This is a genomic window from Lysinibacillus sp. NPDC056220 (assembly GCF_049315265.1).
GTDB lineage: Bacteria > Bacillota > Bacilli > Bacillales_A > Planococcaceae > Lysinibacillus > Lysinibacillus pinottii.
Window position 1 is genome coordinate 1 of sequence record NZ_JBMOXD010000012.1, and the last position, 23688, is coordinate 23688.

Sequence of the window (23688 nt, forward strand, 5' to 3'; positions counted from 1 at the left end):
CCGTAGTGGAAATCAACGGCTTTACTTTATTTCATTGTAAAAGAAAAAAGACTGTAGGCAAACTCTCAAATTTTTTGAGTTTGTCTACAGTCTGACTTGATGTGATGATACATCAAGTTTTTTCTTTGTTTTTATTAGCTTTTGTATAATTGGGGAATAATAAAGCTCAAAACAGCTGATTAAAGGTGAGATACAAATGAAAAGAGCCGTCTTTTTAGACCGTGATGGTGTGATCAATGAAGTATTAACAAAACGTGTGAAATTTGTTAATAAACCTAGGGATTTATACTTTTTACCCCAAGTTCCAGAAGCCATTCGAAAATTAAATAAACATTTTGACTATATTTTTGTTGTGACAAATCAGGGTGGCGTGGGTTTAGGTTTTATGAGCGAGAGTGGTTTGCAAAAAATACATGAACATATGGTGAAGGAGCTAAAGAAAAAAGGCGCCATTATTCATGAAGTTGTTTATTGTCCCCATAAGCCTAAGTCGGGCTGTGCCTGTAGAAAACCTAATAGTAAGCTCATTATTGATTTAGGAAAGAAATATAACATTGATTTATCGAAATCCTATATGGTTGGCGATACGGATACAGATATTATAGCGGGAAAACAAGCGGGTACAAAGGGCGTATTTTTAGGCGAGGATGACCCATTAGCAGATGCAATTTTTCCTGATTTGATGAGAGCTGCGCGATGGATCATAAAAGATGCAACAGCTTAAGCAATGAAGGTACAAGAAGTATAAAACTTTGAAAAAGGGATAATTTATGAGTGGAGGTGATGATGTTGACGAAGGATAAGCGCAATAAAAAGCACCTAGATCGTGAAGAATACGGATATGGTTTTGATATTAGTGTAGATGATTTAGGCGTTATTGGTCAAAATAATGAAGCGAAAAAGCAAAATGACAATGAAAATAAAGACAAGCCACATAATAAGGATAATCCATCCACGCTCAATAAATAATCGACCTTAAAAGATTTCGCAAAAGCCGACTGGTGAGCGGAATTTTTTTATCTTGATTTAAAAATCCTCAGAAAAATATCTAGTGCAATGTAATGATGTCATACAAAAAACACCCTGTAAAAAGGGTGTTAATTCAATAGTTCACGTAAATATTCTCGAAGTTCTTCGGTTTCGTCTTCTGTCCGATTGTAAACATGTTCTAAATAGCCAGGCTCTTCTACATCATCAGGGCCAATAATAGCAAAGCGACCAAATTGAATATCCATGACAAGTACTTTCCCAAAGAAGCGGCCAGATTGTAATATCGCTAAATCATAGCGTAGTTTTTTTCCTGCAAAGCTAACAAAGCGTGTTTTTGTATCTTCTACATCATCATATAAAAAAAAACGTTCCATCTTTTAATCTCCTTCCAGTCCTATAGTTATGGTACTATAGAAGAGAAAAGACTATCAACTTTTAAAGATTTGAATGGGGGCTTTCCTTGTGTATTTTGTAGATCGTAATAAAATCACAAAAAATTTACAGTACTTAGATGGGCTATTAGCCATTTTGGAGACAGAGAATAACTGGTCTCAAAATGATATAAAGAAATTAGCTATCGAGCGAATTGGACACAACATTATGGAGTCAATGATGGACGTAGGAAATTTAATGATTGACGGTTTCATAATGCGCGATCCAGGAAGCTACGAGGATATTATTGATATATTAATCGATGAAAAAGTCGTAGTTGCTGAAATGGAGGCACCATATAAAGCAGTTGTTGGCTTGCGTAAAATGCTTGTACGTGAGTTTATAGAAGTAGATATTGATGAAGTTATACACGTACTTACAGCCAATTTATCGGCATTAAAGCAATTTTCACCTGCAGTCCATCATTATTTAACAAATGAGCTAGGCCCAGTTTCTGCATTTTTACCAGAGGATCATCAATGAGAGCGTATAAGGCCTATTGCTTTGATTTAGACGGCACTGTTTACCGTGGAAAGGAAGGAATTCCTTCTGCGATTGCATTTATTCATCGCTTACAGCAAGCAGGAATTGAGCCTTTTTATGTCACGAATAACTCTTCTAAAACGCGAGAACAACTGCAAGATGCTTTACTGTCTATAGGGATTCGTGCACCATTAGAGCATATTTATTCAAGTGCGTCCGTCACAGCGAAGTATGTAGCACTCCATTATGCAGGAAAAAAAGTAGCTATGATGGGTTCAGATGGTATTCGTCAGGCATTACTTAGTGAAAATATTGTGCCTGTTGAAGACGAGGCAGATGTATTTGTCATGGGGATTGATCGAACGCTTGATTATATGGCACTTGCTAGAGCGGCAATTTTTGTCCAAAAAGGAGCAATTTTTATTGCCACTAATCAGGATATTAAGTTCCCAACAGAATATGGCTTCTTACCAGGGAATGGTTCTTTTGCTCGTTTAGTAGGAGAGGTTGCGGGCGTTGATCCTATTTATATAGGAAAGCCATCACCTGCTATCCTAGAAGTGATTGCGACAGAACACAATTTTTCTAAAGAAGACATGGTTATGATTGGTGATAATTATGATACGGACATTATGTGCGGTATTAATTTTGGCTGTGATACAATCCATGTGAATACAGGCGTTACGCCCACAAAGGTTGTACAAGAGAAAGAACTTCAACCTACATATGTAGTGGATGCGTTACAATAAATAAAGGATGTTATGCAGATTTATTAGCATAACATCCATTTTTTTTGTTCAAATTTATTTATATAGGTGCGTTTTAGGAACCTACCATAAAGGGTTTTCTTCAATAAACTGATAAATGGCTTTCGTTAACGCTTCTGGAGAATCAGCTTCTACTAATTCACCATTGACAATAGCATAAAAAGATTCTGAGCACTTTGTACAATAACTGAGGCAGCCATATTCCAAAACGTCAATATTCGGATCGCGTTCGAGTACTTCATAAGTTGCTTGAGAGCCATTTGCTAAATTACTAATACAAAATTCAACCATTGGATTCATCCATGTCACCTCACCAAAGTAATGCTACTCGGTTTTACGAATTTCGTCAATTATTTAAGTTGAAAGTATTAAAGTGTTTTTATATAAAAAATAAAGGGAAAACCGTTATTAATTGCTTAAAAGTCTATCGAAATGAACATCTTTTCATTTATTTTGTGAAATCTTTCACAAAATTTCATTCTGATATTGTGAAACTTCTCACAATCGGTTATACTCGTTTGTGGATACTTTGTGAACAATTATTAAAAGAGATATAAAAGGAGAATATTATGGGTAAATTAGTACTTTTAGGTGGCGGCTATGGCAATATGCGTGTCATGCTTCGTCTATTAAATAATCTGCCATTAGACAGAGAGGTAGTCATAGTAGATAGAGCCCCTTTCCATAGTTTAAAAACGGAGTTTTATGCGCTAGCAGCAGGAACTGCTACCGATAAAGAAATTCGTGTAAGCTTCCCTGAGCATGAACGTTTAACACCTGTATATGGAGAAATAACTGAAATTAATCGTGCGGAAAAAGTAGTCGTTTTAGAAGATGGACAACGTATTGAATATGATGATTTAGTCGTTGGTCTTGGTTGCGAAGATAAATATCATGGTGTACCGGGTGCAGAGGAGTACACTTATAGCATTCAAACGATGGGGCAATCACGTGCCACACTTCAAGCGCTATGTGGTTTACCTGCTGGTTCTACAGTTGGGATTGTAGGGGCTGGCTTAAGTGGTATTGAACTTGCAAGTGAGCTCCGTGAAAGTCGATCTGATTTAAAAATTAAGCTATTTGACCGAGGGCCACGTATTTTAAAGGATTTCCCAGAAAAATTAAGTAAATATGTAAAAGATTGGTTTGTTAAGCATAACGTTGATGTTATTGCCAATTCCAATATTACTAAAGTGGAACAAGGTAAAATTTTCAATCATGAGGAAGAAATTTTACTCGACAAGGTGGTATGGACTGCTGGCGTACAGCCTGTCAAAATCGTACGTGATATGGATGTTGAGAAGGATAAACATGGTCGTCCACTAGTAACACAGTATTTTAATGTACTTGACGATGAACATGTATATATTGTTGGGGATTGTGCTTCCTCAGATTTACCTCCAACGGCACAGTTAGCAGAGGAACAAGCAGAGCTAATTGTAAAAGTACTTCGTATGCGTTGGAAGGGCGAACAATTACCTGAAAAAATGCCAGAAATTAAATTAAAAGGTTTCATGGGTGCGCTTGGTAAAAAACAAGGCTTTGTCTATTTGGCAGATACAACAGTTACAGGCCGTATTGCTCGTTTAATGAAATCCGGACTATTATGGTATTATAAACGTCAAAATGATTAGTTAGTAAAAGGGATTGTTTCCATTTGAAACAATCCCTTAGCTTTGGTTATACTGTTTCATCTGGGACAAAACCTAAACCTTCAAGTACAGTAAATACCGGTTTCAGCTGTACATAACCTTCGCCTACAACTTCATTATTTATGAGGACAAGCGGATAGAAAAACTCATCCTCCTGGATACGAGTCGCATAGTCTTGATCACGTTCATTCTCAATTGGTCCTTCAATATCGATATAGCGAATATCGTATTGTTGATCTGGATATTTTCGATCGATAGCTGCTTGTAGCCACTCATATGTATCTTTGGAAGATGGAGCATTGACACAGCTAGCGCAAATTACAGCTGTTCCATAAATTTCAATCATAGGTTTAGTTGGTTGCATCGTATTTTCTCTCCTTGTGATTCAATATTGGATTTTTTCTGTTGCTAACATTATAATCATTATAAGGAAAGGAGTCGAGATAAAATGGCAGAAGCAACAATTAACGACCAAGTTCAAGAGGTATTAGATAAATTACGTCCATTCTTACTACGTGACGGTGGAGACTGTGAATTAGTAGATGTTGAGGATGGCGTTGTAAAATTACGTTTATTAGGTGCTTGTGGCAGTTGCCCAAGTTCTACTATTACATTGAAAGCTGGTATTGAACGTGCATTATTGGAGGAAGTACCAGGTATTGTGGAAGTAGAGCAAGTATTCTAAGACATTAAAAAGTTCTAGCTGAATCTCAGACTAGAACTTTTTTTAAATTATATGTGGCGCGCATGCTCTTTTTCTTCACGGATGATAGCCCATTGCTCTTTTGCCATATCTACAATTTTAGCCTCGCCACCGCTACTTTGTTTTTCAATCACTCTCGAAAAGAAACGTGTCGCATTTTCAATGTCTCCGATTCTTCTTGATAATTCCGCAATCATATACATGATGCGTACAGCAGACATTTGTGTAGAACTGTAATCTTCTGTGGAGTACGATTCCATATAATGATCACGTGCTAGTTTCATAAAGCGTTCCTCTTGCCCACTATTTTTGAGCGAACGGTAAAGCCAAGCAAGACGTAAAGCTAAACCAGCAATAGCGACATGTTTTTCTTTTTTTATTGTGCCACAGAGGAAAGCTAATTTATAAGCTTGTATGGCCTGAAAAACAGTACGCTCTCCCTTAAAATCATGATGCACCCACTTTTTTGTAATTTGTGTGTGTATTTCATCTTGAATACCTGGTGCAAAATATTTTGTAAAGTCCTCTGTAAACGAAAAGCCACAATGCTCGCAAACGAAGACATTGTAATAAAGCGCATTCACATCATCTGTGTAAATAGGGTGGAAATCGGTTTCTGTATGTTCTACTTTAATAAATTTAGAACGTACTTTTAACGTCGGAAAATCCTTTTTACAATTCAAACATTGAATTTGTTTTTCATAATACGGTGAAATATCCATATATATTACCCCCTACATAGAAGTCATTGTAACTATTATACCAATGGAGCTGTTAGAAGCATGAACAAAAAATCCTAAACATGTGAAAAATATAAGAACTATCACTAAAATTTACCTTGAAGCTGAATGTTTGTCATACATTGGTCAAAATTGATATGATAATACGTAAGAAGGAAGGTGATGGGGATGACAAGTACAAAGCAAGTTATTGAAATTACACAGGCTGCCGGCTTTCATATTAATGAAATGATGGAGCATAACGAAGAGCAAGGTTCTTTTTTACGTGTAGTAGTAAACGGTGGCGGCTGTAGTGGACTATCCTATGGCATGCATTTTGATCAAGAGAAAAAAGAGGATGACTTTGTAGATGTACAACATGGTTTAACAATTCTTGTTTCCCGTGAAGATGCGCCGATTTTGATGGGAACAAAAATTGACTATAAACAATCGCTAATGGGCGGTGGCTTCACAATTGATAATCCAAATGCCATTGCATCGTGTGGCTGCGGTACATCTTTCAAAACAGCAAAGCGTGAAGGTACACCTGAGATTTGTGAGTAATTAAACGTCATATAAATGTAGAAGAAGGATTGTAAATAACGGTTAGAATTGATGTGTACACAATCCAGATTATATGTAAACACAACCCTAAAATAGCGTATTTAGGGCTGTGAATACCAAGCCTTTTTGATTTGTTTGTTTTGATAACAACAAATTGAAGAGGCTTTTACTATGGCTTGAAAACATCAAAACCTAAAACAAAAGCCCTGTTTACATAATTAAACAACGCATTCGGATTATTTAAAATCTATAATACCAAAAAATTGCTATTTCATTTGCTGTTGGAAAGTTTGAATAAAGCATGGTATCCACTGCACCTATTACAAATTGATTTTTGGCATAAAAATGACAGGCTGAAACATTGATATCCTGTGTTTCAAGCATGAGACCACAGTAATTCCTTTCTTTTGCCCACTCAATGGCTTTATTTATTAAAGCTGTACCAATGCCATCTTTTCTGTAATCTTTTGCAACAGCAATGTCTTCAATAAGTGCATATCCATTCCAGTTAGAGCACAACTTAATCTGCCCTACACAATTGGATTCAATATAGTAAAAAAATACGGCTTTCTCCATATCGTTTATGTAGCTAAGGTCAATTTCATCATCTTCATATTTTTTAAAAAAAGGCTCAGTGCCTATTTCCTCTGTAAATGTCCAAACTTTATTTTTGTATGTCGGTATAATTTTTCCTGAGACTATAAAACCGTGGTTTGATTTATTATAATCCTTCATATTAGAAGAAGTCATTTTTATAATCATTTTACTCTCCCTTTCTGTATTCATCCATGAGGTAGGACGTGAGGACGTGAAGGGCTTTTATTTTATGAAAATCTATATCCTCTCTCTCAGCTCCTGCTGGATATTGAAATATAAGAAAAGTGGTCTTTTCCTGAAGATCAATAAAGCCTTTTCGCATTGAGTTAATCCAATTTTTTTTCGCGTTCCGTAAACTTTACCCCATTTAAAACAGCTAGCTTATAAATGGCCCTCTTTTCGTCGAGACCAAATTGTCCGTTCTCCACAATCATAAATTGTTCATTGTTTGTTGTTAGAAAAAAATAGGTTCCCACTGTACCTATTTCGTATTCATAGGTAACCTCCTTTATATCTTGCCATTTATAAATAGTTTGGTGGTGATACTGTTGAAAAACGATTTCCTCCTTTTTTATAGCGCTATAGCTTAATAAAGAATAATAACCTAAGACGATACTACCTAAGATGATTACACATGCGAGGATGTAGATTTTTGTATTCCTTTTTAAACCGAGTACTAGTAAAACTAAGAAAATCAATCCTAAGGCGATTAAAAGCATAATAAAGTTGCTAGGTGGTGTCATCAGGACGACATCCTCTCTATGAGCATAGAATGTCTGCGATATGGTTAGAGGCATAAAAAAGGCTAAAAAAGGCGTGAGTATCGCGAATATAAGGGCTACTATAAAGTACTTTGCTCGTACTGATAGTGCATGTAACATACAATCTCCTTTCGTACCTAAAATGATGAGTTTCATTAAGTGTAACATATTGACAAATGAGGATTGTAAATGTATTTTTTCACTTTATAAGGATTGGTCTTAAAATTCTGAATAAAAGCTTTTTTCCATTGAAAGCAAGCAGGTATAATAGATATATAGAGGTGAAGGTTATGAGAAAAGATCGAGGGAAAATATGGTTGGGTGTATCAGGTGTTACAGTTAATGAGCTTGGACAATGGTTAGTGGTGAAAAAGGCTTATAGTGGATTGAAAGGACGTTGGTCATTACCAGCAGGATTTGTTAACGCAGGAGAAACAGTGGATGAGGCAGTCATTCGTGAAATAAAAGAAGAAACAGGGATAGATTGCAGCGTATCAGGGTTAATTGGATTTCGTACAGGCGTCATCCGTGACGATATCAGCGATAATATGGCAATTTTTTATTGTCGTATGCTGGATGAACAGCAGCAAGTATGCATTCAGGAGAAAGAAATACTAGAAGCCAAATGGTTGTATCCTCAGGAGCTCGCACAAGATGAAGCAACCTCCGTTATGTTAAAAGAAATGGCAACTAATCAATTTCAAAAGCATCAATTAGAAGCGATAGAGGGGATTAATCCTGGGGATATTTTTGGTTATACCTCTTATCGACTGTTCTTTAAAAAATAATATGACTTCGAGAGGGGACCTATGATGGAGCTATTTTTATTTATGTTAGAGCGAGTTGGGCTGATCATTGTGTTTGCCTTTTTAATGTCGAGATGGAGACTGTTTCGAGAGAAGCTATTTCAGGAGCAAGGGACGAAGGAGAAAATATGGCTCATCATTACCTTTAGTAGCTTATGTATTATTAGTAGTTATACAGGGATTAAAATTGAAAGCGGTACGATACATCCTTTAAATCAGATGATACATAGTACGATTAACGCTGAGGAGGCTATTGCCAATACGAGATTGATCGGTGTAGCCATTGCAGGTATTTTTGGTGGGCCTCTTGTTGGTGTATGCGTGGGGATTATTGCAGGTATTCACCGCATGACACTTGGGGGCTTTACAGCAATAGCCTGTGGCATTTCGACGATTTTAGCGGGCTTTATGACTGGTGGTTTAAGCAAACGTTTCAAAATACGTCAAACTTTTTCCTACAAGAAAGCTGTCATCATTGGAATTTGTGCGGAAACGATTCAAATGATTGTGATTTTAGCTGTTGCGAAACCATTTGAGCAAGCTTTGCAGCTAGTCACGTTAATTGCCATGCCAATGATTTTGATGAATGCTTTTGGAATCTTTTTATTTTTTATGATTATAAAAACATTTATTGATGAAGAAGAACGAACAAAGGCATTGCAAACACATCAAGCTTTTTCAATTGCCCAACAAACGATTGAGCATTTCAGAAAAGGATTGAATGAGGAATCCTGTCAAACGGTGGCTGAAATTATTAAAAGAGAAATTAAAGTAGAGGCGGTCGCTATTACCGATAAAAACGGTGTATTAGCACATGTTGGTGTTGGAGAGGACCATCATTTAATTCATCGGGAAATTATGACGGCTTTGACGAAGCGAGTATTAGAGGAAGGCAAAATTTTAATGGCTACCTCGGCAACGGAAATTCAATGTCCACATGAGGATTGTCCTTTAAGCGCTGCCATTGTTTTACCTTTAATGGTACAGCATCGTACTGTTGGAAGCCTCAAGCTGTATTTCACGAAAGCAGATTCATTAACAGGGGTGCAGAAGGAGCTTGCGGAGGGCTTAAGTAGACTATTCTCTTCACAGCTTGAATATGCTGAAATTGAACAACAGCGGAAATTATTAAAGGACGCTGAAATTAAAGCGTTACAGGCACAAGTGCATCCGCATTTCTTCTTTAATAGCCTTAATACCATATCAAGCTTGATCCGTACAGATGCAGATGAGGCAAGAGCATTATTAATCAAACTTAGTACTTTTTTTAGAAGCAATTTGCAAGGCGCACGGCAAATGCTCATTCCATTGAAAAATGAAATTGATCATGTTGAGGCATATTTATCTATTGAGCAAACAAGGTTTCCTAATCGTTACGAAGTTGAGTTTTTTATGGATGAATCACTTTTCGATGTACAGATTCCGCCATTTACATTACAGCCTCTTGTTGAAAATGCTATTTATCATGCATTTAAAAATCGTAAGGAAGGAAAGATTTTTGTCCAAGTACAACGAGTAAACGATAAGCTAGTCCTGTTAACAGAAGATAACGGCTGTGGCATGAGAAAAGAGCAGGTAAAGCAGCTTGGTAAACGGATTATGCAATCGGAGCAAGGGACTGGAACGGCTTTATGGAATATTTATCAGCGTATTCATGAAATTTATGGCACAGAGGCTGATTTTCATATAACGAGTACATTGGATGTAGGAACAAAAATAATGATTCAGCTGCCGTTAAAGGCGACTAGATGGGAGTAGAATAGAGTGAATGTATATATTGTGGATGATGAACCGTTGGCACGTGCTGAATTGCGCTATTTATTAGAGCAAACAGCGTTAGTAAATATTTGTGGTGAATCTGAAAGTCTAGATGAATTCTACCATACGACACAGTATGAACAAGTAGATTGTTTATTTTTGGATATTGAGTTAGGCATGAATAATGGGCTCGATTTGGCTAAGCAATTACTGTTGCATGAACAAAAACCAGAAATTATTTTTGCTACTGCCTTTGATGAATACGCATTACAGGCATTCGAGGTCAATGCTTTTGATTATATTTTGAAACCTTTCGAAGCACAGAGAGTACAAGCTGCAGTAGAAAAGTTAGTAGCTAAAAGAAGAGCCGCACAGGTGAAAACAATAGAAGAAATAAAAGTTTCACAGCTGGACAAGCTTGATAAATTAACGGTTTATGTCAACGATCGAATTTTATTAATGAAAATACAGGATATTTTATATTGTACATCGGAGGACAGTAAAACGGTGGTTGTGACAGAGCAAGGGAGGTTTTTTGCTTCGGAGTCATTGGCAGCATTAGAAAAGAAGTTGACATTAAAAGGATTTGTGCGTGTCCATCGTGCGTTTATCGTGAATTTAGAGCATATTGTGGAACTAGAGCCTTGGAGTAGCTCTAAATATAATTTAATATTGTACAACAGACATTCCATTCCAGTCAGTAGGCTCTATATGAAGGATGTACGAAAAATTTTTGACCTATCGAGATAATTGCATTTCAACAGAAGAATACTACGTTTCAACTTTTAATTCTGACATTTCAGTTAATTTTGTGAATATAGTGGACATTCCTTTGCTATGATGTGGAAAAAGTATAAGGGGTGTTGATATGAATGCGATTACAATTGTGATAGGTTCTATTTGTGTTTTGGTGATTAGCTATCGTTTGTATGGCATATTTTTTACAAAAAAGGTACTCAAAATAAAAGATGATACGCCCACGCCCGCCCACGCTTTGGAAGATGGTAAAGACTATGTTCCGACGAATAAATGGGTAACCTTTGGTCATCACTTTGCAGCAATCGCTGCTGCGGGCCCATTGGTAGGGCCGATTTTAGCTGCTCAATTTGGTTACTTACCTGGCCTTCTATGGTTATTGATAGGGGCGGTCATTGGGGGAGCTGTACATGATGCAGTGGTATTATTTGCTTCTATGCGCCATGGTGGGAAGTCTTTATCAGAAGTGATGAAGGAAGAGCTCGGCCCGATAGCTGGCTTCTGTACAGGCCTTGCGATGCTGTTTATTATTACAATTACAATGGCAGGTCTATCTATGGTGGTTTTAGGAGCTTTAGAACGAAATCCATGGGGGACGTTTGCCGTAGGGATCACCATTCCAATTGCTATGCTTGTAGGTATTGCTTATCGTAAAACAGGCAATTTACTTGCCACGTCAGCAGTTGGGTTTATTTTATTAATGATAGGTGTATTTATTGGACCGCTTATTCAAGGAACTGCATTTGGTGATTTTTTAACATTTGATCGTGATACATTAGCAATTATTTTACCTATCTATGCATTTTTTGCGGCGGCATTGCCTGTGTGGCTATTATTGGCTCCACGTGATTATTTAAGTAGTTTTATGAAAATAGGGGTGTTCATCGCTTTAATTATTGGCGTATTTTTCGTTAACCCAGCTATTCAGTTCCCACCATTTACAGAGTTTATTCATGGTGGAGGTCCGGTAATTGCTGGTCCTGTGTGGCCATTTGTATCCATTACGATTGCCTGTGGAGCTATTTCTGGCTTCCATGCCTTTGTAGGCTCAGGAACGACACCTAAAATGATTGACCGTTGGGAAGATATTCGAATTGTTGGCTTTGGAGCAATGTTAGTTGAGTCGTTAGTAGGTGTGATGGCATTGATTGCAGCTACGGCTCTTCATCCGGCAGACTATTTTGCTATTAACTCAGCGCCAGCAGTTTTTGCTACATTAGGAATGGAGCCTGTTCATTTACAAGCATTATCTCAAAGTATTGGAATGGACTTAGAGGGACGAACAGGAGGAGCCGTGACATTAGCTGTCGGAATGACGGATATTTTTACAGGTATTCCTTGGTTTGCGGAGTTATCCTCCTATTTCTATCAATTTGTCATTATGTTTGAGGCTGTGTTTATTCTAACAGCGATAGATGCAGGAACACGAGTGGCACGCTATTTAATTCAAGACTTTGGGGGCAATGTTTATAAGCCATTGAAGCGAACTAATTGGATACCGGGCACAATTTTTGCTAGTGCACTGGCTTGCTTTATGTGGGGTTACTTATTGTATTCAGGGGATATTAGCTCCATTTGGGTATTATTCGGTGTTTCTAATCAGCTCATGGCAGCAATTGGTTTAGTATGTGGAGTGACGATGGTACTGAAGGTGGCAGATAAACGAATCTATGCACTAACTTGTTTTATCCCATTAACTTATTTATATATCACTGTGAATGTTGCAGGCTATTGGATGATTAAAAATGTTTATTGGAATCCAGCAGCAGCCGGCTTCAATATGTTAAACGGCATCTTATCCGTTATTATGCTGATGCTTGGGCTACTCATCGTTATTTCAGCCTTTAAGAAATGGGCACAGCTGTGGAAATCTCAAAAGTTTGTATTAACTCAATCAACTTCATAATGTAAGAGAAGAAACTATTGTAGATAAGAAATTGTCTTCAATAGTTTTTGTGGTATTTGCTAGGATAAAATATCCCTGATTAATCACAATCGATGAAAATGATTTCCTAAATATGTCGAACAAGCGAAAACAAGGATATGTTCATTGAAAGCGTTGTCGTAATCATGTAAACTAATGAGAGGAAAACGGAGGTTATACATACATGGATGGTCCAGTTTCATTAGTACAGTTAATCATTTCTATTTTGTTATTTTTCGTCATGTTCTTTGGTATCGGATTCTTATTAAACATGCTGTTACGTATGACGTGGTTAATGGCGATTGTATATCCAATTGTTGTGATCTTTATCGTGGATGAAGTAAGCTTCTTAGATTATATTTTCAAGCCAGGTTCTGCATTTCCAGCGTTAATCGATAAATTACAAGCTCTTCAGTTTGTAGATATTGCTATTTTATCAGGCGGCTTGGCAGGCTCAATCGTTGCAGGTATTGTGATGATTTATTTACGAAAAAGTGGATATCGCATGTTCTAATTTGCTCAGTATTCTTCTTTCTATTGAATGAAAGAAGAGTACTTTTTTTATTCGATAAAAACACATCCTTCATTATTAAAAGGATGTGCTTAGCTATCATATGAAAAATTCGTAGGTTATGATGGCGATAAAAATACCTGTGAGAGCCCCAAAAAATACTTCGCTTCGTTTGTGTCCTAATAACGTTTTTAATTCCTCCATTTTCTCTTGCCCATCCATCTGAGGCCATTTTTTTAAATCATGAAGTAGTGTTTGGAAATCCTTACGCAATTGATTTAAAATCGCAGCATGTTGCCCAGCTTGGTAACGTACACCGCTGGCATCGTACATAACAATGATGGAAAACATAGCGGCTACCGCAAAAATTGGGGATGCTAAACCTGTCTCATAGGCAATAGAGGTTGCCAGTCCAGTAACAGAAGCGGAGTGAGAGCTAGGCATTCCACCTGTAGAAGTAAAGAGGCTCCATTTCACCTGTCTGGTCATTAGAAAATGAATGGGAATCTTGACAAACTGAGCAAAGATAACTGAAAAGAGGGCAATCAGTAATGGGGTGTTTTGGAGTAAACTCATATTCATCACAACCTTCGCAAATAATTGCTTTTATTATAACATTCATTATTTTCTAAAAGAAGATATAGGCAAATATTACGCGCTTTTCAGAAACTTCGTTATAATAGGAGATGGAATGGAGGAATTTACATGAATATTTTAAAAGAAGCAAAGACATTTGAAACGATTTCGACTGAATTATTAGTGGTGGGTGTCACAAAACACCGTGAACAAATGCAGAATTGGACAAGCTTTTCATCTTTTTATGGTGAATCTCTTGATATGTGGGTTAGCGCGGGAGATGTGTCAACTGATCTTAAGAAGTTAACGAAGTTACCATTTGTGAAGGAGCATGCCAATCTAAAACGTATTTTATTTGTAGGGCTGGATGAGCGTAAAAACTTAACAGAAGGGGGTGTTCGAGCAGCCTTTGGTTTAGTTGGGAAAGAGTTAAGGGCTTTAAAAGTGAAAGAGTATTCGATCTGGCTTGAGTCATTTACAACGGAAACAATCTCAGTGACAGATGTAGCTTTCTTAGCAGGTGAGGGAATTGGTCTAGGCTATTATTCTATTCCTCATTACAAAACAACTTCAAACGAAGTGGATAAACGTATTGAAGCTGTTCATCTTGTGACAACAGCAGGGGATTTAGATGAAGTTGTAGCAGGCTTCGAGGTCGGCGTCATTTATGCGGATGCAGTAAATGAGGCACGTAGTCTCATTAATTTACCACCGAATTTACTAACAGCAACTGATTTAGCAAACTATGCGGAATCTCTGGCAAGCGAATATAACTTTGAAGTAGAGATTTTAGGTAAAGCGCAATTAGAAGAACTTGGAATGGGCGGTATTTTAAGTGTCAACCAAGGCTCTTATGAGGAACCTCGATTAATCACATTAAAATATAAAGCGACTGATGATTTTGAAAATCCAATTGGTCTCGTTGGTAAAGGTGTAACATATGATACAGGTGGCTATTCCTTAAAACCAAAGGACTCAATGGTTGGGATGAAAGGCGATATGGGCGGTGCAGCAGCAGTGCTCGGTGCTATGAAAATTATCGGTGAATTACGTCCAAATAAAAATGTAGTAGCCGTTATCGGATCTACTGATAATATGGTATCTGACACAGCATTTAAACCAGATGACGTAATTACAACGTATAGTGGAAAAACAGTTGAAGTATTAAATACAGATGCAGAAGGACGTTTAGTTCTGGCAGATGCAACTACATATGCAAAGCAGCAGGGGGCTGCATCACTTATTGATGTAGCTACTTTAACAGGAGGCGTTATTACTGCGCTAGGTATGGATAAAACAGGTGCTCTTTCTAATGATGATGAATTTTTTGCAGCATTTATGGAAGCAGCAGGGGAAACGGATGAATTTGTTTGGCGCATGCCTTTAACAGAGAGTGATAAAAAGAGAATTCGTAAATCTGATGTGGCAGATTTAAACAATTCACCTGGCCGTGATGGTCATATGATTTTTGGTGGGGGCTTTGTCGGCGAGTTTGTTGGTGAAACACCTTGGATTCACCTTGATATTGCTGGAACATCGGATGCAGTAGCTGCACACGATCTAGGTCCTAAAGGTGGGACAGGTGTAATGGTACGTACACTCGCTAATTTTGTGCAACGTTTAGGAGAAGAAAAATAAGAGAGCATTTGAAACAGCGGGGTTGTCTTCCCGCTGTTTCTTTGCATTTTAAGTACTTATCCCGATACAATAGGCATTATACATATGATAGATGTATCTTCCTTCATACGATAGAGTAAAAAGGGAGGTAGCATATGCGTAATTTCGGAGGTTACCCAGGAGGAGGATTTGGAGGTTTTATTTGGCCATTCGGTGCACCGTTTTTTGGTGGCTTTTTAGGAAGTTTCCTTGGCTCTCAATTTAATCAATATCCTTACAATCCATATTATCCAAACTATCGGCCGTATCCACCTGGTCCATTTTACCGACCAGGACCACGGTATCGTAGACCTTGGTAAGAACATAAAATGAAAAAACCAGTTGCCTATTCAAAAATCGGCAACTGGTTTTTTTGTTATGTGGAGGAAGTATCAAATTTTGTGTTGACAGAATATACTAAATTATTTATTATTCTTATTATATTACTAAGAATTAAATAAGTAGCTGACTAGCAAACTAGAGGCTTTTATTGTCCATAGGCATTTTTGTGCCTAGGGATAATATTGGCCTTTTTTCTTTATCTTGTTTATAGAAAATTTTTCCTCTATAGGAAGAATCAAAAGCTTTGTTCAAATGTCCACCCAATGGGGACATCGCCTCTTGCAGATGTCAAGGGGTGTGGTGATAACTACTCGTTAACTAAAAAACTGGACCCTATGACGCGGGCACAACGAATAGAAGGAGTGAAATGGAATGGGGAAAGTATATATCGTTGGTGCTGGTCCTGGAGATGTTGATCTCATTACGGTCAAGGGATTACGTTGTATTGAATGTGCAGATGTCATTTTATACGACAGACTCATTAATAAAGAGCTATTAAACTATGCTAAACAAGATGCTCAATTGATATTTTGCGGAAAACTGCCACAACAACATGCCATGATTCAGGAACATATTAACCAAACACTTGTCAGTTATGCACAGCAAGGATTAATCGTTACCAGATTAAAGGGAGGTGACCCATTTGTCTTCGGAAGAGGGGCAGAGGAGGCTGAAGTGCTAGTCAAGCATCATATCCCATTTGAAATTGTACCAGGGATTACTTCAGGTATAGCAGCCCCTGCTTATGCAGGAATTCCTGTGACACATCGGGACCTAGGCTCAAGTTTTGCCATGGTTACTGGACATATGCAGGAAGGAAAAGATGATGCAATACGTTGGGAAAGTCTTGCGAAAGGGATCGATACGATTGCTATTTATATGGGGGTAGGTAATCTGCCGTACATCCGACAGCAACTTCTCCAATATGGGCGTGGAGAAGAAACGCCTGTAGCTGTTATTCATTGGGGAACTTTTACTGCTAAGCAAAAAACGGTTACGGGTACTTTAGCGACAATTGAAGAAATCGTTCAAACAGAAAATATTCAGAACCCGAGTATCATTTTAGTTGGGGAGGTTGTGAGATTAAGAGAAACTATTCAATGGTTCGAGCATAACGGTCCACAACCAATTCAAGTTACGGGATAAGGATGTGACTTTATGCAGGCTATTTTATATATTGCCCATGGTAGTCGTGTTAAGGCAGGCGTAGATCAAGCTGTAGCTTTTTTACAAGGGGTTCAACAAGAGGTTCAGGTTTCTATTCAGGAAATATGCTTTTTGGAGCTTGCAACACCCACCATTGGAGAGGGGATTGCAAACTGTGTTAGACAAGGGGCAACTAGGATTGCTATTGTACCCATTCTACTGCTAGCTGCACAGCATGCAAAGGAGGATATTCCAATAGAAATTGCAAAAGCTCAAAAGCTCTTTCCACATATCCTATTTTCCTATGGTGAGCCATTAGGCATTCATGAACGAATCATCGACTCGTTACAGGCTAGAATTCTTGAAAAGCAGCAGCCTAAGCATGAAGCCAGTGTTTTACTAATAGGACGTGGCAGTAGTGATCCGGCCGTAAAGAGAGATTTAGCTGAAATTGCAGCAAGGTTGCGAATGAAATACAACTATCAAACAGTAGATACTTGCTTCTTATATGGAATGGGTCCGAGTTTTGATGACTGGCTCCAGCAAGAAAAAGAGAGGCAGCATCAAGTTTTTATTGTGCCGTATCTCTTATTTACAGGTATTTTACGGCAAAGCATTGCAAAACGATTACAAGGGTTATCAAACAACAACATGGTGTTATGTGAAAGCTTGGGTTATGACGTCAATGTAAAAAAAGTGTTAGTGGAACGTATTAATGAATTACTACATTTCAAAGAGGAAGGTGTTTCGTAATGGTAGATAAAAGGCTTGAAAATGTAAATCTAGCATTAGATAATGTCCGCCAAATGCTAAATACTGTGAACCATGGTTCGATTACATTGATTGTTCAAAACTCTTATGTGGTTCAAATCGAAAAAAAAGAAAAAATAAGACTCCGATAATTTTTTTAGAGGATGAAATGATGACGATTCGCGAGGTGGCAAAGATTGAAACTGCAAGTTATAAACAGTCCATTTAATGAAGAGCAGGTAAAATTATTAAACGAACTTTTACCTCAATTAACACTGGAGCAAAAAATTTGGTTAAACGGTTATTTAAGTGCAGCACAAGCTACTCAGGAGCCCATAGTTGTAACTGCTCCAGCTACAACTCAATCGATTACGAAAACGATGACGATTTTATATGGGTCGCAAACTGGTAATAGTCAAGGGCTAGCTGAAAAATATGCATCTCTATTAGAGGCTCAAAACGTAGACGTTACTGTCTCATCATTAGGGAAATTTAAAGCAAGTAACTTAAAGAAAATCACAAATCTATTACTTATTGTGAGTACACATGGTGAGGGTGATCCGCCAGATCAGGCGATTCAATTCTATGAATTTTTGCATAGTAAACGAGCACCAAAATTAGAGCATCTTCAATATTCGGTACTGGCATTAGGGGATAGTTCCTATGAATTTTTCTGCAAAACAGGTAAAGACTTTGATGAGCAATTTGCTAAACTAGGTGCAACAAGAATGGTTCCTCGTACAGATTGTGATGTGGATTATGATGACGCGGCTGCACAATGGTTCTCAGCGGTTCAACAAGAATTTCTCAAACAAGCTACTGCAATATCGGTAACTTCAACAGAGAGCGATGAAATCCTAGGAGCTACTACATATTCAAGAAAAAATCCATTTTACGCTGAAGTGTTAGAAAATATTAATCTAAATGGTCGTGGATCCAACAAAGAAACACGACATTTAGAATTATCCATTGAAGGTGCTAATTTTCAATTTGAGCCGGGGGACAGCATTGGTATTCAACCAGAGAATAGTGAATCATTAGTCGATGCATTACTGGTAGCTCTGCAATTTGATCCAGCTACTGAGGTGACTGTTTTTGATGAAATCTTGTCCTTAAAAAATGCTTTACAAAAAAGATTGGAAATTACAGTGTTATCTAAGCCTGTTCTTGAAAAAATTAAGGCTTACACAGAACATAATGAGTTTTCAAGGTTATTGGAAGAACCTAATGCGTGGAAGGATTATGCCAAAGGAAGGGATTTACTTGATGTTGTAGAAGATTTTGCTCCTTTCACATGGAGTGCGCAGCAATTCGTGGACATTTTGCGAAAAATTCCATCACGACTGTATTCTATTGCAAGTAGCCAATTGGCGAATAATGATGAGGTACATTTAACGATTAGCAAGGTAAGCTATGAGACGAACGGTCGACAACGTCTGGGAGTTTGTTCAGGTAGTGTGGCGGACCTTCAAATTGGCGATACATTACCAATCTATGTTCATAAAAATCCAAATTTCAGATTACCAGAGCAGAAGGAAACACCAATAATTATGATTGGTGCTGGCACAGGTATAGCCCCATATCGAGCTTTTCTAGAGGAACGAGAAGAGTTAGGGGTTGTGGGTAAAGCTTGGCTCATTTTTGGGGATCAGCATTTTGTTACAGACTTCCTCTATCAAACAGATTGGCAACGCTGGCTAGCTTCTGGTACTTTAAGCCAAATGCATATAGCCTTCTCACGTGATACCGATAAAAAAATCTATGTTCAACACAAAATAGAAGAGAATGCGGCAAATTTTTATGAATGGCTTGAACAAGGTGCTGTCATTTATGTATGTGGCGATGAGAAATCAATGGCAGCTGATGTGGATGCAACTATTCACCGTATTATAGAACAGCAGGGGCAAAAATCGTCTGAGCAAGCAAAAACCTTTGTACAAGAACTAAAGCAACAAAAACGATACCAGCGGGATGTTTATTAACTGTATTCAGGAAAAAAACTTCCTTGTAGGAAGATGACTATTTGCTAGCAAGCGGAGCCTCTGGAGAGGTTAAAGGAGCGATAAAGAATGACAGAGAAAATTGTTTTGCCTCCACAATCAGGGAAACCAAGTGATGTAGAGCGCATTAAGACTGAAAGTAACTATCTTCGTGGGACACTTGAACGGACTATGAATGATCCATTAAGTTCTGGTATTCCTGAGGATGACAATCGTTTAATGAAATTCCATGGTAGTTACCTACAGGATGACCGAGACCTTCGCAATGAACGACAACGACAAAAACTAGAGCCTGCCTATCAATTCATGGTACGTGTACGAACACCTGGAGGAGCGGCTACTCCAGCTCAATGGCTGGTCATGGATGAAATGGCTAGAAAGTATGGCAATGGCTCCTTAAAACTAACGACACGTCAAGCGTTTCAGGTACACGGCATTTTAAAATGGAATGTCAAAAAATATATGCAAGAAATTAATGAAGTGTTATTGGATTCTCTTGCTGCCTGCGGGGATGTAAACCGTAATGTCATGTGTAATGTAAATCCAAATCAGTCAGCATTACATGAAGAAGTTTATAACTGGTCTGCTAAACTAAGTGAGCATTTACTACCTCGTACACGTGCATACCATGAATTATGGTTAGACGGAGAAAAGGTCATAGACAGTCAGGATGATGAAATTGAACCGATTTATGGAGCACAATATTTGCCACGTAAATTTAAAATTGCCATTGCGATTCCGCCAAGTAATGATGTCGATGTGTTTTCACAAGATATCGGGCTTATCGCGATCGTAGAAGATGAAAAGCTTATTGGCTTTAATGTAGCTGTTGGTGGAGGAATGGGGATGACGCATGGAGATCATGCTACCTATCCACAGCTTGCGCGAGAAATTGGCTTTATTACACCTGATAAACTATTGGAAACAGCAGAAAAGATTATAACAATTCAGCGGGATTATGGGAATCGCTCTGTCCGTAAAAATGCACGTTTCAAATATACGATTGATGCGAGAGGACTAGAATGGTTTAACGAAGAACTAACTAGACGTTTGGGTTGGAGCATTCAAGAGGCACGTCCTTATACGTTTGAGCGTACAGGAGATGAGTTCGGTTGGATTAAAGGGGCTGAGGGTAAATGGCATTATACGCTATTTATTCAAAATGGTCGCATTAAAGATTTCCAAGATTATAAGCTGTTAACAGGGTTACGTGAAATAGCTAAGGTGCATACAGGTGATTTTCGTTTAACACCTAACCAGAATTTAATGATTAGTAATGTAACACCACAGAAAAAGAAAAAGATTGCTGCTATTATCGAGCAATATAAGCTGACAGATGGTGCACATTATTCCGCACTGCGTCGTAATTCTATTGCCTGTGTCTCCTTACCAACCTGTGGTTTAGCCATGGCAGAGGCGGAGCGTTATTTGCCATCTCTTATTACTAAAATAGAAACAATCATTGATGAAACAGGGTTAAATGATACAGAAATTGTTATCCGGATGTCAGGCTGTCCAAATGGTTGCTCCCGCGCAGCGATGGCTGAAATAGGCTTTATCGGTAAAGGTCCTGGAAAATATAATTTGTATCTTGGGGCAAGTTTTACTGGTAATCGATTGAATAAAATCTATCGTGAAAATATAGGGGAGGAAGAGATACTAGCGGAGCTCCGACCAATTCTTGTACATTATGCGAAGGAACGTTTAGTCGGTGAGCATTTTGGTGATTTTGTCATTCGTGCTGGGTATGTGACGGCTGTTTATGATGGTAGAGAATTTCACGTCTAATATAAATGCCATGTAGCAAAGAAATTTGCTACATGGTTTTTTAAATGGAGTAATCTTCGGGGATAAAGACCTTTAATTGCTTCGGCCTAACAAATATATGATCACCCACTTCAAGCTGAAGGTGAAGGAACTGTTCTTTTGATAATTCTGCCTCTAAAAATTCATCTAAATCCTCACGGCGTAGCTCAATTTGGACAATAGGTCCCAACAGATGGATATGATTGATTTTGACGGGTACCGTACCTGGAATATTTACCTTTTCTATTTGTATATCATGGGGGCGAACATAGCCAATCACATTATCCTTGCTATGTGATTGTACATCAGGCACATCCAGTGCGACTTCTCCGTGCATCAGCTTACCGTTATGTAAGCGTCCTTTAAAAAGATTGACGTTCCCTAAAAAATCATAGACAAATGGACTTTTAGGATGCGTATATACTTCATCTGGACTTCCGATTTGCTCAATTTTGCCATTGTTCATGACAACTATGCGATCTGCTACATCCAATGCTTCCTCTTGATCATGCGTAACAAAAATACTTGTAATATGAAATTCATCGTGTAACTTTCGTAGCCAGCGACGCAACTCCTTGCGAACCTTTGCATCGAGTGCTCCAAATGGCTCATCGAGTAGAAGAACTTTTGGCTCTACTGCAAGTGCTCTCGCTAGTGCCACACGCTGTCTCTGACCACCTGAAAGCTGTGTGGGATAGCGGTCAGAGAAATTTTCAAGTTTAACTAATTGTAGCAATTCCATCACTTTGTCTCGTATTTCTTGCTTAGTAGGTCTAGTTTTTCGAGGGCGAACCTTTAGGCCATAAGCGACATTTTCAAAGACGGTCATATGACGAAATAGAGCATAATGCTGAAACACAAAGCCTACATTACGTTCCTTTGGATGTCGATCCGTCATGGAATGTCCATCAAAAAAAATATCACCCGTATCGGTGGTTTCCAGCCCTGCAATAACACGTAATAGAGAGGTTTTTCCTGATCCAGAGGGGCCGAGCAATGCAACAAGCTCCCCTGACTGAATATGAATAGAAATATCCTCTAATGCTTGAAAAGATCCGTATATTTTCGAGACATTTTGAATTTGAATACTCATGTTAATTATCTCCTTTTAACTAGATTTGGACTTCCATGCAATGATGTCTTTTAAAATTAATGTAAAGATAGCTATGACACTCATTAAGGATGCAACAGCAAAGGCGGCTGAAAATTGATATTCATTATAGAGAATTTCAATATGAAGGGGCATTGTATTCGTCATGCCTCGTATATGGCCAGATACAACTGAAACTGCACCAAATTCTCCTATAGCTCGTGCATTACACAATATGAGACCATAAAATAAACCCCATTTAATATTGGGTAAGGTGACGTACCAAAAGGTCTTAAAGCCACTCGCACCAAGAGAAATCGACGCCTCCTCCTCAGACGTTCCCTGTGCTTGCATTAGAGGTATTAGCTCACGGGCAACAAAGGGCAGTGTGACAAATATCGTCGCAAGGACAATGCCTGGTAGGGCAAAAACAATTTTAATATCTTTGGCGAATAACCAATCACCAAATAATCCCTGCGATCCAAATAGTAAAATAAATACCAAACCTGCGATAACAGGGGAGACCGCAAAAGGTAAATCAACAATGGTTAGTAAAAGATTTTTCCCCTTAAAATTAAATTTTGTAAGGGTCCATGCAGCCATTACGCCAAAGATTGCATTTAGGGGTACAGCAATCGCTACAACTGTTAAAGTGAGCTTAATAGCAGCTAATGCATCTGGATGTGTGATAGCTGCCAAGTAAACATCCACACCTTTTTGAAAGGCTGTAATAAAAATTGAAGCTAATGGCAGGACGATAAAAAAAGCTAAAAAGACTAGTGCAATACATGTAAGTGTATAGCGAATAACACGAGGCTCCTGTAGGGCGACAGACTTAGGTACCTTATTTTTTTCTGGACTAGCCTGTTGAATAAATGCTGATTGTTCCATAAAGCTCC

Annotated in this window: 28 protein-coding genes; 19 read left to right on the plus strand and 9 right to left on the minus strand. The window is 38.1% G+C overall.

Going from position 1 to position 23688, the window contains the following annotated elements:
* The first annotated feature begins 196 nt into the window (after positions 1 to 196).
* Both ACOZBY_RS20790 and ACOZBY_RS20795 read left to right on the plus strand, forming a co-directional pair.
* Positions 197 to 724, plus strand: coding sequence for a D-glycero-alpha-D-manno-heptose-1,7-bisphosphate 7-phosphatase (locus ACOZBY_RS20790; RefSeq protein WP_012292342.1), 528 nt, complete (start codon positions 197 to 199; stop codon positions 722 to 724).
* A gap of 62 nt (positions 725 to 786) precedes the next feature.
* Entirely contained in the window at positions 787 to 969 is a 183-nt protein-coding gene (locus ACOZBY_RS20795; RefSeq protein ID WP_031418564.1) for a hypothetical protein, read from the plus strand.
* A 128-nt stretch (positions 970 to 1097) separates the two neighbouring features.
* Here ACOZBY_RS20795 and ACOZBY_RS20800 read toward each other — a convergent pair whose 3' ends face one another.
* Positions 1098 to 1364 carry a DUF3055 domain-containing protein gene (locus ACOZBY_RS20800; protein ID WP_008178058.1) on the minus strand — a complete coding sequence of 89 codons (267 nt, stop codon included), beginning with the start codon at positions 1362 to 1364 and terminating at the stop codon, positions 1098 to 1100.
* A gap of 88 nt (positions 1365 to 1452) precedes the next feature.
* On the opposite strand from ACOZBY_RS20800, the gene ACOZBY_RS20805 reads away from it, so the two are divergent.
* Both ACOZBY_RS20805 and ACOZBY_RS20810 read left to right on the plus strand, forming a co-directional pair.
* Positions 1453 to 1905, plus strand: a complete 453-nt coding sequence (locus ACOZBY_RS20805) for a DUF86 domain-containing protein (protein WP_031418562.1) — start codon at positions 1453 to 1455, stop codon at positions 1903 to 1905.
* Complete coding sequence (locus ACOZBY_RS20810) at positions 1902 to 2654, plus strand: TIGR01457 family HAD-type hydrolase (protein WP_031418561.1); 753 nt, start codon at positions 1902 to 1904, stop codon at positions 2652 to 2654. Before ACOZBY_RS20805 ends, ACOZBY_RS20810 begins: the two co-directional genes overlap by 4 nt.
* 81 nt (positions 2655 to 2735) lie before the next feature.
* Here the strand turns inward: ACOZBY_RS20810 and ACOZBY_RS20815 are convergent, their stop codons facing one another.
* Positions 2736 to 2972 (minus strand): YuzB family protein, encoded by a 237-nt coding sequence (locus tag ACOZBY_RS20815; RefSeq protein ID WP_008178065.1) that lies wholly within the window; start codon positions 2970 to 2972, stop codon positions 2736 to 2738.
* A gap of 269 nt (positions 2973 to 3241) precedes the next feature.
* Here ACOZBY_RS20815 and ACOZBY_RS20820 point away from each other — a divergent pair, with 269 nt between their 5' ends.
* Entirely contained in the window at positions 3242 to 4306 is a 1065-nt protein-coding gene (locus tag ACOZBY_RS20820; RefSeq protein WP_036166460.1) for an NAD(P)/FAD-dependent oxidoreductase, read from the plus strand.
* Between the two features lie 46 nt (positions 4307 to 4352).
* On the opposite strand, the gene ACOZBY_RS20825 is transcribed toward ACOZBY_RS20820, so the two are convergent.
* The gene (locus ACOZBY_RS20825; protein WP_200990622.1) at positions 4353 to 4688 is read right to left on the minus strand and encodes a YuzD family protein; all 336 of its coding nucleotides are present in this window, start codon (positions 4686 to 4688) and stop codon (positions 4353 to 4355) included.
* Positions 4689 to 4772: 84 nt separating this feature from the next.
* Here ACOZBY_RS20825 and ACOZBY_RS20830 point away from each other — a divergent pair, with 84 nt between their 5' ends.
* Positions 4773 to 5009 carry a NifU family protein gene (locus tag ACOZBY_RS20830; RefSeq protein WP_004228295.1) on the plus strand — a complete coding sequence of 79 codons (237 nt, stop codon included), beginning with the start codon at positions 4773 to 4775 and terminating at the stop codon, positions 5007 to 5009.
* A 47-nt stretch (positions 5010 to 5056) separates the two neighbouring features.
* On the opposite strand, the gene ACOZBY_RS20835 is transcribed toward ACOZBY_RS20830, so the two are convergent.
* Positions 5057 to 5749, minus strand: coding sequence for a DUF2225 domain-containing protein (locus tag ACOZBY_RS20835; protein WP_012292350.1), 693 nt, complete (start codon positions 5747 to 5749; stop codon positions 5057 to 5059).
* 186 nt (positions 5750 to 5935) lie between these two features.
* Between ACOZBY_RS20835 and ACOZBY_RS20840 the strand changes: the two genes are divergently transcribed.
* Entirely contained in the window at positions 5936 to 6310 is a 375-nt protein-coding gene (locus tag ACOZBY_RS20840; RefSeq protein ID WP_025116662.1) for a HesB/IscA family protein, read from the plus strand.
* A 240-nt stretch (positions 6311 to 6550) separates the two neighbouring features.
* Here the strand turns inward: ACOZBY_RS20840 and ACOZBY_RS20845 are convergent, their stop codons facing one another.
* Both ACOZBY_RS20845 and ACOZBY_RS20850 read right to left on the minus strand, forming a co-directional pair.
* Entirely contained in the window at positions 6551 to 7072 is a 522-nt protein-coding gene (locus ACOZBY_RS20845) for a GNAT family N-acetyltransferase (RefSeq protein ID WP_099806392.1), read from the minus strand.
* Positions 7073 to 7233: 161 nt separating this feature from the next.
* Positions 7234 to 7650: a hypothetical protein gene (locus ACOZBY_RS20850; protein ID WP_416277928.1), complete on the minus strand. Its 417-nt coding sequence runs from the start codon at positions 7648 to 7650 to the stop codon at positions 7234 to 7236.
* Between the two features lie 308 nt (positions 7651 to 7958).
* On the opposite strand from ACOZBY_RS20850, the gene ACOZBY_RS20855 reads away from it, so the two are divergent.
* The 5 genes from ACOZBY_RS20855 to ACOZBY_RS20875 all read left to right on the plus strand — a co-directional run bounded on the left by ACOZBY_RS20855 (position 7959) and on the right by ACOZBY_RS20875 (position 13426).
* On the plus strand, positions 7959 to 8456 hold the full coding sequence (locus ACOZBY_RS20855) for an NUDIX hydrolase (RefSeq protein WP_031418553.1): 498 nt from the start codon (positions 7959 to 7961) through the stop codon (positions 8454 to 8456).
* A gap of 24 nt (positions 8457 to 8480) precedes the next feature.
* The gene (locus tag ACOZBY_RS20860) at positions 8481 to 10232 is read left to right on the plus strand and encodes a sensor histidine kinase (protein ID WP_036160556.1); all 1752 of its coding nucleotides are present in this window, start codon (positions 8481 to 8483) and stop codon (positions 10230 to 10232) included.
* A 6-nt stretch (positions 10233 to 10238) separates the two neighbouring features.
* Positions 10239 to 10982 (plus strand): LytR/AlgR family response regulator transcription factor, encoded by a 744-nt coding sequence (locus ACOZBY_RS20865; RefSeq protein WP_012292357.1) that lies wholly within the window; start codon positions 10239 to 10241, stop codon positions 10980 to 10982.
* Positions 10983 to 11100: 118 nt separating this feature from the next.
* Positions 11101 to 12894: a carbon starvation CstA family protein gene (locus ACOZBY_RS20870; protein WP_031418550.1), complete on the plus strand. Its 1794-nt coding sequence runs from the start codon at positions 11101 to 11103 to the stop codon at positions 12892 to 12894.
* Between the two features lie 202 nt (positions 12895 to 13096).
* Positions 13097 to 13426 carry a YuiB family protein gene (locus tag ACOZBY_RS20875; protein ID WP_012292359.1) on the plus strand — a complete coding sequence of 110 codons (330 nt, stop codon included), beginning with the start codon at positions 13097 to 13099 and terminating at the stop codon, positions 13424 to 13426.
* A 96-nt stretch (positions 13427 to 13522) separates the two neighbouring features.
* Here the strand turns inward: ACOZBY_RS20875 and ACOZBY_RS20880 are convergent, their stop codons facing one another.
* Positions 13523 to 14005: a divergent PAP2 family protein gene (locus ACOZBY_RS20880; RefSeq protein ID WP_036160560.1), complete on the minus strand. Its 483-nt coding sequence runs from the start codon at positions 14003 to 14005 to the stop codon at positions 13523 to 13525.
* 123 nt (positions 14006 to 14128) lie between these two features.
* On the opposite strand from ACOZBY_RS20880, the gene ACOZBY_RS20885 reads away from it, so the two are divergent.
* From ACOZBY_RS20885 to cysI, 7 genes are all read left to right on the plus strand, one after another.
* Positions 14129 to 15637, plus strand: coding sequence for a leucyl aminopeptidase (locus ACOZBY_RS20885; protein WP_422762653.1), 1509 nt, complete (start codon positions 14129 to 14131; stop codon positions 15635 to 15637).
* Positions 15638 to 15771: 134 nt separating this feature from the next.
* Complete coding sequence (locus ACOZBY_RS20890; protein WP_012292362.1) at positions 15772 to 15975, plus strand: hypothetical protein; 204 nt, start codon at positions 15772 to 15774, stop codon at positions 15973 to 15975.
* A 394-nt stretch (positions 15976 to 16369) separates the two neighbouring features.
* Entirely contained in the window at positions 16370 to 17143 is a 774-nt protein-coding gene (gene cobA / locus ACOZBY_RS20895; RefSeq protein ID WP_012292363.1) for a uroporphyrinogen-III C-methyltransferase, read from the plus strand.
* A 12-nt stretch (positions 17144 to 17155) separates the two neighbouring features.
* Positions 17156 to 17896, plus strand: coding sequence for a sirohydrochlorin chelatase (locus ACOZBY_RS20900; protein WP_012292364.1), 741 nt, complete (start codon positions 17156 to 17158; stop codon positions 17894 to 17896).
* Positions 17896 to 18045, plus strand: coding sequence for a YezD family protein (locus ACOZBY_RS20905; RefSeq protein WP_012292365.1), 150 nt, complete (start codon positions 17896 to 17898; stop codon positions 18043 to 18045). Before ACOZBY_RS20900 ends, ACOZBY_RS20905 begins: the two co-directional genes overlap by 1 nt.
* Before the next feature lie 45 nt (positions 18046 to 18090).
* Positions 18091 to 19875 carry an assimilatory sulfite reductase (NADPH) flavoprotein subunit gene (locus ACOZBY_RS20910; protein ID WP_197150255.1) on the plus strand — a complete coding sequence of 595 codons (1785 nt, stop codon included), beginning with the start codon at positions 18091 to 18093 and terminating at the stop codon, positions 19873 to 19875.
* An 87-nt stretch (positions 19876 to 19962) separates the two neighbouring features.
* Positions 19963 to 21681 (plus strand): assimilatory sulfite reductase (NADPH) hemoprotein subunit, encoded by a 1719-nt coding sequence (cysI, locus tag ACOZBY_RS20915; protein ID WP_012292367.1) that lies wholly within the window; start codon positions 19963 to 19965, stop codon positions 21679 to 21681.
* Between the two features lie 40 nt (positions 21682 to 21721).
* Here cysI and ACOZBY_RS20920 read toward each other — a convergent pair whose 3' ends face one another.
* Together ACOZBY_RS20920 and cysW are read right to left on the minus strand one after the other, a co-directional pair.
* Positions 21722 to 22792, minus strand: a complete 1071-nt coding sequence (locus tag ACOZBY_RS20920; protein WP_036160565.1) for a sulfate/molybdate ABC transporter ATP-binding protein — start codon at positions 22790 to 22792, stop codon at positions 21722 to 21724.
* A 15-nt stretch (positions 22793 to 22807) separates the two neighbouring features.
* A complete protein-coding gene (cysW, locus tag ACOZBY_RS20925) occupies positions 22808 to 23680 on the minus strand; it encodes a sulfate ABC transporter permease subunit CysW (RefSeq protein ID WP_012292369.1) in 873 nt (290 codons plus the stop codon).
* Positions 23681 to 23688: the final 8 nt, after the last annotated feature.